The sequence below is a fragment of the Microcoleus asticus IPMA8 genome, assembly GCF_013179805.1.
GTDB classification, from domain to species: domain Bacteria; phylum Cyanobacteriota; class Cyanobacteriia; order Cyanobacteriales; family Microcoleaceae; genus Microcoleus; species Microcoleus asticus.
The window spans coordinates 1-10,965 of sequence record NZ_SRRZ01000011.1; the positions used below are offsets into that span (position 1 = coordinate 1).

General features: G+C 46.1%; 9 protein-coding genes. 5 read left to right on the plus strand and 4 right to left on the minus strand.

Translation table 11 applies throughout. From position 1 onward, the window contains the following. Positions 1-177 precede the first annotated feature (177 nt). The 4 genes from E5S67_RS04370 to hppD all read left to right on the plus strand — a co-directional run bounded on the left by E5S67_RS04370 (position 178) and on the right by hppD (position 5,119). On the plus strand, positions 178-1,449 hold the full coding sequence (locus E5S67_RS04370) for an APC family permease (protein ID WP_172185844.1): 1,272 nt from the start codon (positions 178-180) through the stop codon (positions 1,447-1,449). A 42-nt stretch (positions 1,450-1,491) separates the two neighbouring features. Next, a complete protein-coding gene (locus tag E5S67_RS04375) occupies positions 1,492-2,901 on the plus strand; it encodes a PIN domain-containing protein (protein WP_172185845.1) in 1,410 nt (469 codons plus the stop codon). Between the two features lie 83 nt (positions 2,902-2,984). Beyond that, positions 2,985-3,692: an SDR family oxidoreductase gene (locus E5S67_RS04380; RefSeq protein WP_172185846.1), complete on the plus strand. Its 708-nt coding sequence runs from the start codon at positions 2,985-2,987 to the stop codon at positions 3,690-3,692. Positions 3,693-4,057: 365 nt separating this feature from the next. Beyond that, positions 4,058-5,119 carry a 4-hydroxyphenylpyruvate dioxygenase gene (gene hppD, locus E5S67_RS04385; RefSeq protein WP_172185847.1) on the plus strand — a complete coding sequence of 354 codons (1,062 nt, stop codon included), beginning with the start codon at positions 4,058-4,060 and terminating at the stop codon, positions 5,117-5,119. 20 nt (positions 5,120-5,139) lie between these two features. Here hppD and E5S67_RS04390 read toward each other — a convergent pair whose 3' ends face one another. Both E5S67_RS04390 and E5S67_RS04395 read right to left on the minus strand, forming a co-directional pair. Continuing rightward, entirely contained in the window at positions 5,140-5,673 is a 534-nt protein-coding gene (locus tag E5S67_RS04390; RefSeq protein ID WP_172185848.1) for a GNAT family N-acetyltransferase, read from the minus strand. Next, positions 5,654-7,705: a diguanylate cyclase gene (locus E5S67_RS04395; protein ID WP_246276625.1), complete on the minus strand. Its 2,052-nt coding sequence runs from the start codon at positions 7,703-7,705 to the stop codon at positions 5,654-5,656. The genes E5S67_RS04390 and E5S67_RS04395 overlap by 20 nt, the downstream gene beginning before the upstream one ends. A gap of 578 nt (positions 7,706-8,283) precedes the next feature. On the opposite strand from E5S67_RS04395, the gene E5S67_RS04400 reads away from it, so the two are divergent. Beyond that, positions 8,284-8,970 (plus strand): HAD family hydrolase, encoded by a 687-nt coding sequence (locus E5S67_RS04400; protein ID WP_172185850.1) that lies wholly within the window; start codon positions 8,284-8,286, stop codon positions 8,968-8,970. A gap of 189 nt (positions 8,971-9,159) precedes the next feature. On the opposite strand, the gene E5S67_RS04405 is transcribed toward E5S67_RS04400, so the two are convergent. After that, positions 9,160-9,771, minus strand: coding sequence for a CPP1-like family protein (locus E5S67_RS04405; protein ID WP_172185851.1), 612 nt, complete (start codon positions 9,769-9,771; stop codon positions 9,160-9,162). Positions 9,772-10,014: 243 nt separating this feature from the next. Beyond that, a complete protein-coding gene (gene pgeF, locus E5S67_RS04410) occupies positions 10,015-10,893 on the minus strand; it encodes a peptidoglycan editing factor PgeF (protein WP_172185852.1) in 879 nt (292 codons plus the stop codon). Between the last annotated feature and the right edge of the window lie 72 nt (positions 10,894-10,965).

Genomic DNA, 10,965 nt, shown 5'->3' on the forward strand with positions numbered 1-10,965 from the left:
TGAGAATTCTTTAAGATGCACCGTACTTGCTCTCCCTTTTTGGACACAATACGTAATTTACCATCATTTAAGCCTTAACTGAACCGTATTGTGCTATAGTTATGTCTTCAGAACAGGCAAGATGCCTGTTCCACAACAGACAAATATTTTTGTTCACGCATCTTGCTTGCTACAGTTATGTCTTCACCACTTCTTAAGCGAGAGTTAGGTGTTTTCGGCGCAACTCTCATGGGCCTGGGCTCAATCCTCGGTACCGGAGTATTTGTGAGTATCGGCATTGCGACGGAAGTTGCCGGACCGGGAGTGATTTTGGCTGTCGGTATTGCGGCTTTAGTGGCTGTTTGCAATGGCCTTAGCAGCGCTCAATTAGCGGCAAATCATCCTGTTAGCGGCGGTACTTATGAATATGGCTACAAATATCTCAATCCTTGGCTGGGTTTCACTGCCGGCTGGATGTTTCTGGTGGCGAAAACGGCTTCTGCGGCTACTGCTGCTTTAGGTTTTGCGGGGTATTTTTTAAATGCAGTTGGTGTCGCCGATCGCACTTACCTGATCCTAACAGCTTTAGTCGCCGTCGCCGCCATCACTTTAATTGTATTGACGGGAATTAGGCGATCGAATATCGCCAATACTGCCATAGTCTCAGTTACACTTTTATCCTTAGCGGTGTTTGTTGCTGTCGGTTTGCCAGAGGTAAGGTGGGAAATGGCCACCGTACAGAATGATAGCTCGATCGGCTCCATCTTCCAGGCTACCGCCCTGATGTTTGTCGCTTATAGCGGTTACGCCCGCATCACCACAATGAGCGAGGAAGTGCGGGAACCGAGGGAAACCATTCCCAAAGCCATAATTTTCACTTTGGTACTGACAATGCTGCTTTACGTCGGGGTAGCAGTAGTTGTCGCGGGTGCGGGGGGAGCCGATAAATTGTCTTTACAAATAGGCGGTACGGCTGCACCTTTGGAAGTCATCGCCCGCAGTTTCCGAATTCCAGGAGTTTCTCAACTGCTAGCCGTCGGCGCAATTACCGCTATGTTGGGAGTCTTGCTGAACTTAATTTTAGGGCTGTCGCGCATCTGGCTGGCGATGGGGCGGCGCTTGGATATGCCGAGAGTCTTGGCGCGGCTGAATCCTTCGGGGACAACTCCCTACGTGGCTGTGGTGGTTGTCGAAGTTACGATCGCACTTTTAATCCTCGTCGGCGATGTCAAAACCACTTGGTCGTTCAGTGCTTTTAGCGTTTTGATATATTACGCTATCACCAACCTCGCCGCGCTGCAACTTTCCCCCGCCGAAAGGCTTTATCCGCAGTGGGTGGCTTGGGTGGGTTTGGGGAATTGTCTGTTTCTGGCTTTTTGGGTGGAGAGGCAAATTTGGCTGACAGGATTGGCATTAATTGCCGCCGGTTTAATTTGGCGGGCGATCGTCCGACTCCCAGCGAGAAAGTAGAATTGTGATAAATTGAAACAGCATCCCGCATTGTAGAGGGCCATGCCCGATCGAACTCCCGAGCTTGCGACTCAAGAATCTCTCGCATTCAGCGCCATCAGTCGCTATATCGCTCAAACACTAATTACCATTCAGGAACAGCATCCCGAATGGATAGCTGAAAAATACAGGAAAACCCCCTGGGCTAAACCTGATTTTCAGTCTGTTTTGATTGGAAAATTGACAAAAAGTTTCCGAGTAGCCGGCGATACAGATTCCCTGCTGCTAACTGCGAAAAAATACTTACAAATTCTGCTGGTTCCAGAATTCGTTAATTCACCTCAATTCAGCAAATTATCTGCCAAAATTCAGCAGCTAGCCCAATCTCAAACAGCACCAGCTAAATCACAAAACTCAGTTTCCTCAGAACCTCCAACTCCAACAGCCAATCAACCAGCCCCGCTTCCTGTCGGCATTGCTATATTGCTGTTAGATGTCGAAAACTTGCAACTCACCATCGAAACCGAAAAATTCCTAGAGGGAATTTGCCACTATCCCATCCAAATCAAAGTTGCCTTTGCCAACTGGCGCAGCATGGGCAAGAAAGATGCCGAATTTCACCAGCGCGGGTATCAACTAATTCACGTCCCCCCCGGCAAAGACAGCGCCGACTTAAAAATGGCTACAGTCGGCGCATCGATTTTCGTACATTATCCCACAGCCAAAGAGATTTTTGTCTGTTCGTCCGATCGAGCCCTCACTCACCTCAGCAATACACTGCAAGCCCACGGATTAACAGTATTTCAAGTCCGCAAACAAATAGATAAAATTATAGTTTTAAACAGCAAAACCGGACAAGTGGAAACCCATTCCCTCGTAACTATACCGGAAATTACACCCCTAGAACAATTAGTTATCCAGCTTAAAGAATTAATCAAAAAAGAGCAAAAACGCACCTCAACTCAGTGGATAAAACTTTCTACTGTTTCAGCTTTATTTAGGGAAAATTACGGCTTAGTCCTAAATCAAGTTGTTGCCCATCATTCGCTCGGTACTAAAACCCGGGATATCTTTCTTAAATATCCCACCGATTTTGTCCTCCACAAACCCTCAGAAAATTCTCAAACTTATGTGACTCTTTTTGAAGTCAGACTGTCGCCCCCACAGCCAATACTTAGCCAAGAAATTCAGAATAATTACCAGGCAGCACCTGCAAGTTTGACAGATATTAATTCTCTGGAAGACTTGGAAAGAGCTCTTGTCAAAATAGTTGGCGACTTAACCGACAACTCTCCTAAAAATTATGTATTTCTCTCTAATGTAGGCAGCGAATTTCACAGACAATACGGCAAACAAATTACCCAAATAATTAAAGATTTTAATCTCGGTAGAAAGTTTACTAAATTTTTGCAATCCTGCGCTTCTCTCCAGCTAAAAAAAGGTGAAAAAGGCTGGCAAGTTTCTCTCAATTAATTAAAACTTAAAATATATAAGCATCCCCATTACTAGCAACTTGAGCTATCATACAAACTGGACGTAAAGAAATGTAAAGGGATATGCACGACAAAGTTGTGGTTGTGGTGGGTGCGACTGGCGGCATCGGTTCAGCGGTAGCCCGCAAACTCGCTGATGCGGGTGCGAGGCTAGTGCTAGCCGCCAGAGACAGCAGCAAATTAGACGCTTTAGCTAGCGAACTTTCAGCAACAGAGGTAATGTGCGTACCCACAGATATCACCGATTTGCCGCAAGTCGAGACGCTGATGCACAAAGCTGCGGGGCATTTCGGACAAATTGATGCCCTCGTAAACGCCGCCGGTGCCGGAATTCTCAAGCAGTGGAACAAGTTAGAACCCGCTGATTTAGATGCAATGCTTGACTTGAACTTGAAAGGCAGTTTTTACACGTCTCAAGCAGCGGCGAATGTGATGAAAGAGCGCAAATCCGGCCACATTTGCAATGTCATCGGGATTTTGGGCAAGCATTCAATGGCGATGGGAACGGCTTATTGCGCTTCAAAGTTTGGGGTAGTTGGTTTCAGCAAGTGCATGGCAGATGAGCTGCGACGCTACGGCATTAAGTTTACGCTATTCTATTTTGGCGGGGTGGATTCTCCGTTTTGGGATAATGTGAGTTTAAAGGTAGACCGGTCAAAAATGCTGAGTACCGAAACTGCCGCAAATGCGATTATGTTTGCTCTTTCGGCTGACCCGCAAGCTGTGCCGATGGAGATTAATATTCAGCCGGAAAGTCATTTGTTCTTTTAGCGATTGAGGAGTGATTTGAAGGCATTTGGGATTCGGCAGCCAAAGCTCAAAGGCAAAAAAATTATGACATCTTTAAGTTTGAGAACTTGCCCGTAACCTCTATATCTAGGGTGCTTATGGGTACACCTGACCGCTTGAGGCAGACCTCGCGGCCGAATCCAAGTTATCGCAGACACCGGGTTTCTTTTAATTGCCGACCTATTTCTGCCTTCAGGGGGATTTAGGATATTAAATTTTTACGTTATTATTAAGCGCGCGCACTAAAAATACATGAAAAATATCCTTTCCTCAGTTCCTTCCTTGCAGTTTCGCACTGAAAATCGGCTGATTTTCCATTTTTCAGTCTCCATTTTCAATTATTGATTATGGAGTTCGATCGCATTCACTTTTACGTTGAAAATGCTAAAATATCCCGCGACTGGTTTGTCAGCCGCTTAGGCTTTCAATCAACAGCAGGTTATGCCAACAGCCACACTCAAACTGAAGTTGTCACCAGCGGCAATGTATGTTTTGTTTTATCTTCGCCCCTAACTTCCGCTAGTCCCGCTGCTAGTTGGTTGAAGTTTCATCCTCCCGGGATTGGCGATGTGGGTTTTCGGGTAAAAAATATCGAATTAGCGGTAGCTAGAGCGGCTGCCGAAGGCGCTAATATCCTCGAACCGATTCAAGAAGGCCTAAACCAAGGAGGCTATTTTAAGCGGGCAAAAATTGCTGGCTGGGGAGATTTAAGCCACACGCTCGTTGAGCGAATTGGTGGTCATTCACAGCTATCGGCTTCGGGTAAGCTGTCCCTGTTTACCTTGATTGACCACGTAGTGTTAAATGTTGAATCTGGCGATTTGTCAAGTGCTGTTAGTTGGTATCAAAAAATATTAGGTTTTCAACCCCAGCAAAATTTTGACATTCAGACTCAGAAATCGGCTTTGCGGAGCCAAGTTATGGTGCACGCTGAAGGTGGGGTGCAATTCCCGATTAATGAACCGGCATCAACTAATTCTCAAATTCAAGAGTTTTTGAGTGCAAATCGGGGGCCGGGAATTCAGCACATGGCTTTGCAAACTGATAATATTGTGGGGGTTGTTGCCGATTTGCGATCGCGCGGTTTGCCTTTTCTGCCTGTTCCTCCAACATACTACTCGGAATTGCAGCAGCGGCAAAACTATTTGCCCTCAGATTGGCAATCAATTGCAGCTTCTGAAGTTTTGGCAGATTGGCAAGAAGATACTCCCGCAGCGATGCTGCTGCAAATCTTTACCCAGCCAATTTTTGCAGAACCGACTTTCTTTTTCGAGATGATTGAGCGCCGAGTTACTTTAGTTAACGGCAAACAGGTGCAAGCGGGAGGTTTTGGGGCAGGGAATTTTCGAGCTTTGTTTGAGGCAATTGAACGGGAACAAATGAAGAGGGGAAGTTTGATAAATGATTGATAAAATTTCCACTTTTTACGTCAGGCGGGCGTGTTAATCAGCACTGCGATATCCCTCCAACCGTAGGCAATTTCTTTGAGTGCAATTCCTGCTCTGCTTGTCTGTTGTTCCTCCACTTTTTCACCTCCTAAAAATTCATAAAACCTGCAAGCTGAATTGTCTGCCAGTACCCAAACCAGCATCGAATTCAAAGTGAATTCTGCCAATTTTGTTGCAACTGTTCTCACAAGTTGCTGTCCGATTCCTTGACGCTGATATTCCTCCAAAATATAGATGGCAAATAATTCTCCTTGATAAACATATTTGCCCGTTCGCTCGCGACCACCCGCAGCAAAACCCACAATTTTTCCCTCGTCATTCTCAGCTACACACACAAAATCTTCACTTTTTTCTGCCTTGACGAGGATTTCTTGCCAACGGCTTTCTCCTTTTTCATAGGATAACTGTGCGAGGTAATCTGCGGGTACAATTTCCCGGTAAGCTGTCCGCCAAGTATCTAGATTAACCCGTGCGATTGCAGGTGCGTCAGCGATTTTAGCTTCTCTCACAATCATCAGAAAATACTCCTTTCCCGCCCTGAAATTCTCTTTTCAAGTCTAGGCAAACTATACGATCGCGCCCTTCTAGTTTAGCTCGATAAAGCGCTCGATCGGCCTGTCCAATTAACCCCTCAATCGATAAACTAGCAGAAGGCACAGCACTAGCGATCCCGATACTGAGAGTTATAAACTTACTTACCTTGGAAGCAGCGTGAAAAATTGCCGCAGCTTTCAAATCGCTGCGAATTGATTCAGCTACCCGCATTGCTCCTTTCACATCAGTTCGCGACAAAATTACCGCAAATTCTTCGCCGCCGTAGCGGGCGGCTAAATCTCCCGCCCGCTGAGCGTTGCTAGCTAAAATCTGCGCCACTTGTTTTAAACATTCGTCGCCTCGTTGATGCCCGTAACGATCGTTGTAAAGTTTGAAAAAATCGATATCGCACAAAATTAAAGACAGCGACTCTTTTTCTCGCTCCATGCACTGCCATTCTAACTCCAATTTTTGGTCAAAACAGCGACGGTTGGGAATTTGAGTCAATCCGTCCATCGAAGCGAGGCGCTGCAATTCCATGTTAGCTGCTTCTAATTTTAATTTGGCTTGTTCTAAAGCTAAATTTTGCCGAGCTAATTCTTCACTTTGCCGTTTTTCTTGTTCGTACAAAAATCGGATTGAAGCTTCAGCTTTTTGCAATTCTTGCTCCGCAAATTTGCGCTTAACAAACTCGCCTAATTGAGAACCTAAACCACCTATTATCTGAAGTAACTCTTGATCCGGTGGCAGTTCTTCCCGACAAAAAAAAGTCATTACTCCTACAACTTGGCCCCTAGCGTGAATGGGAAAACCGAATCCCGATCGCAGTCCCGCTTCCTCGGCCAAGCCCGATCGCACGAAATAGCGATCGCCCGCAATATCAGTAATCCACTGCGGAGAACCGCTCCTGGAAACCGCTCCCGGCAAACCCTCACCCGGAGCAAAAGTAATCTGCGGGTCGTTTTCGGCAAACTCGCTAACTTCTTCCGCTGCCTGCCAAACTGCCACCCGCCGCCAACAAGGAGTTTCCTCGATCGGACTGCAAAGTGGCAGACACCAAAGTGACTGTTTTTCGGATTTTATTGTCGCACCCAATCTAGTTTCTTTCTCCCCCTCTGCGGGCGTCCACAGTTCGCCAATATCCCACCCAAAACTTTGGCAAATACCTTGCAAAATTCTCGGAGTTGCGCTATCTAGAGAACTTGATTCTGACAGGATATGAGTAACAGCATACTGTGCTTCTTGACAATTTTTTATGCGCTCTTGCTTGGTAATGTCTTTGCCGATATAAACAAAATCTTGTATAACCTCGCTATCTGGATACTTGCTTCCTATGCTTGTATTGAAAGTAGAGCATGAAAACGCGACAATCAGCTTTAAACCTATTTTCGTTTGGCAAGCTACTTTTACTTGAGGCCAATATTCGCTTTTAAGTGCAGGAGGTAGCTGGCTGATTTTGCGCAACAATTCTTCGTCCGTCGTAATCATGGATATGGATTTGCCGATAAATTCCGCTTCTGTATATCCAAATAATTGCTGTGCAGCTTGATTCACTTTTTTGATTTTTCCCGATGGTGCTGTTACTAACAAAACATCGCCTAGGGAATTAATAATTTTGTCAATATAATCTCCAGTCGCAGCTAAGTAATCGACTTTAATACTGTTTTCGTTGGCAGCCTGAACCATGTTTTGCTGAGCTACAATGCTATCTGTCACATCTTCGCATAAAATAATCAATCTGTCAGCATTGGCTTCTCCCTTATAGCCAAAGATGTACAAATTTAGATACAAATAAGATCCATCTTTGAGAACTCTGGTAATTGATTTTAACTGAAAGTCTTGCTCTCGTTCTTCAATAATGCCTTCAAGGATTCCTTCAATTCCAATCAGTTCAGGAAAGCTATCGCGCACGTCTCTTCCTTCGGCTACTTCCTCATGAATGTAGCTAAAATCTTGCACTTTCAAAGATATTTCTTTAATCTTAAGTTCCCGATCCACTGCGATGTATTCCATCCTGCGTAAGGATAACAGCTTATAAAGAAGAATATTAATATTTCTCAGGCTGCTCTCTAGAGTTAATGTTGGAAGTATTTCGTTATTGTAGAGCATCACTATCCAAGGTTAGCAGGTAAAGTTAGTTGTTTTTTGGCTGCTATTTCTCATGGGAATTTTCATCCTGGCGGATGCCACCACCTGCTACCGCTGGCTAATTTATGGAAACAGTGCACTTTGGATTCTCCCAACAGTTTTTTGCTTATTTTTAAAATGGGCAAAATATTAATTTTACCAACTTTATTTTTGAGAAAGCGCAGTCAAAATCAGTCTCACTTGAGGTTGAGATTTATGAACAATACGTAGCGGTTTGCACTATTTGTGCCGCACATCTTAATTTTAAATTTCCCGATATGGGTTACAACCACTAAAGTTGAGGAGCGGCACAGTTTAATTCAAATGTTTCCTTTAATTAGCACCATTCCTATAGACCTTACCTCCCCTGGGTATTTGTGTCAATTTTTGTCAATAAACTGTTACCTTTAAGTGATATTATAATATCGAACAATTTGTATAAAAGCTTAAAAATATTCTGCTAAATGCTGAGACTTATTACCGACTTTGATGGCCCGATCATGGACGTGTCCGATCGCTACTACCGAGTTTACCAGCAGTGTCTCGCCGAGACTAAGCGTTCGGGCCAACCAGTGTGCGAACTCCTCAAAGCGGAGTTTTGGGACATGAAGCGCGCGCGGGTTCCCGAAACCGAAATCGCCATCCTCTCAGGATTAGACGCAGCCCAAGCCCGCGATTTTGCCCAGAAACGCCGTCAAACCGTCCACACCCTACCCTACATGATTTACGATCGACCAGCTCCCAGCGCTCTGGAAACCCTCGAAAAGGTGCAGCGCGCTGGAGTAGACTTAGCGGTGATGACCATGCGCCGCGTCAGGGAACTAGACGAAGCTTTCAACCGCTGCAATTTAGGGCAATTTTTCCCTGAAAACCGCCGTTATTGCCTCCCCAACGATTACGTCAAAACCGGGGATGTCAAAGATAAGCCCCTGCTGATGGCAAGAGCTCTCGCCGAACTGCCGCCGGCTTCTGACATTTGGATGGTTGGCGATACGGAGGCAGATATTATAGCAGCAAAAACGCACGGTGTTAAGGTAATTGGTGTTTTGTGCGGAATTCGCGATCGCACCCAACTAGAAATGCACCAACCGGATTTAATTGCTAACAATTTGAGTGAAGCATTTGAGATTATTTTAAGTCGCCAAAATTAGTCATTAGTCATTAGTCATTAGTCATTAGTCATTAGTCATTAGTCATTAGTCATTAGTTATGAGTTATTAATTGTTAGCTGATATTATTTGTCCGAGGTCTGGCATTTCACAGTTATTAGTTGTTGGCTGCTGACTGCTGACTAATGACTAATGACTGCTGACTAATAACTGCTGACTAATGACTCTTGACTATCGCAGAAAACCGCTGACCAGCCACAGAATTAAAAACGTAAACAAAGCGATAAATTTCTCTGTTGTTATAAATGCCGGACTGACAAAAGATCCCACAACGCCTCCCAGCAGCAAGCCTATAACCAAGCCAGCCACAGTCAGCAGCACGGCCCGACCAAATTTTTGTTCCTTGCGATTAACAAAATAAAGACAAGAGCCGACCCCAAGAGCCAGAGTCAACTGTAGTAAAGCATCATTAGCCGCCGGATAAATACTCAGTCCGCCTAACCCCACATACACCCCAGCCGGCCACAAAATGTCCGATCGACTAGGAGTATCGATTAGGCGCTGCAACCAAGCTGGGCTGCCACTAGGAGGAGAGGGAGTAAAGCTTGCGGGTGGGGGAGTCAGCCGCTCGGGAAAGCGGATGCGTTCGGGCACTTTAATTTTACCTTCCTGTCGCTGCCGCAGGCGATCCATGAGGATCGCGTCGTAGGCTGCTTCGATCGATTCCAAACGTTTCTTGTCACCACTGTACTGCTCAGCTAGGCGCGTGCGGGCCTCTTGCACTTCATCAAAGGAAGCATCTTCATCGACTTCAAGCAGTTGATAGGGAGTTGGCTCACTCATTGTAATAACCCGCTGAAGACTCTCGTTATAGAGCAATCTTAACAAGAGAGGAAAGCGGGGCGGGGGCTCTGCCGCTTTCCCAAAAGTTTTGCTGCTAGTTTTTAGTGCTTTAAAACAGGAACCAGCAAACCTTAGGAAGGTAGAAGATAGAAGGCATTTGGCATTGGGAAATACAAAATAATGAATCCAAAGATTTTTATTTTTATCTTTGCCGTCTAAAATTTTACCTTCTGCCAAATGCCCTCAGAAGGAACTTGTCCCGCCGGCGCTCACAATTCCCGACCACTGGACTTTTTTAAGTCGATCGCGGCGGTAGGAAAAAAAGCGAGCCGAGTCAGAATAAGTACAGAAAGGAGCGATCGCCACTTGAGAAAGCTCGATTCCCAACTGCTGCAATTGCAGAGCATTGCAGAGGCGAACATCCAAGCGTACCTTTCCCGGTTCTGGATCGGCCAAGACAGGCGTTTCCGGCAGTTGGTGCAAAAACTCTAGAATGCCGTCGGCTGTCGCACTAACGCCACTCTTAGGAGCAATGGTGGCTCCCAGTTCCGCTGCTACTTCCACAGATACCTGGTAAACCTCTCCAGCGATCGCCGGCCCCATAGCAATCTTCAGACTTTCTAGTTGACTGCCTTGTGCCACAAGTTGAGCGATCGCCTCTGGTAATATCTTAGCAGCAGTCCCGCGCCAACCCGCGTGAACTGCCGCAACCAGTCCCGTGCGTTCGTCAGCAATCAGCACCGGCACGCAGTCGGCCGAGCAAACCCACAGCGCCTCCAATTCTCCCTCGGCCACCAAGCCATCAGCCTCAGCATAGTTTCGGGCAGCGGTGGACGGGCCCGGAGCCACAACAGGGAGCAACTGACTGGTTTTGAGTACCGCATTGCCGTGTACCTGTTGGAGTCGGTAAACCTGAGCTCCAGGTTGCAGAACTTCCGTCAGATCGATCGGCCCCTGCGACGAGAAATCGCGCGTAAAAAAGCCGTGAGACCAGCGGGAAAGCAAGGTGCAAGTCAGATAGGGCAAGCCTTCAGAACTCTGCCACTCCCAACTGATACCGTCTGGTTGTCCGGCGCACTCAGAGTCAGAAACATTTGTCAAGAGATCGCCAGCTACAGTCATGAAACCTATCCTTACCCAAGCGAATCATTTGCCTTGTATTCTAAACAATCAACAATTTTGCCGACTAAGTTT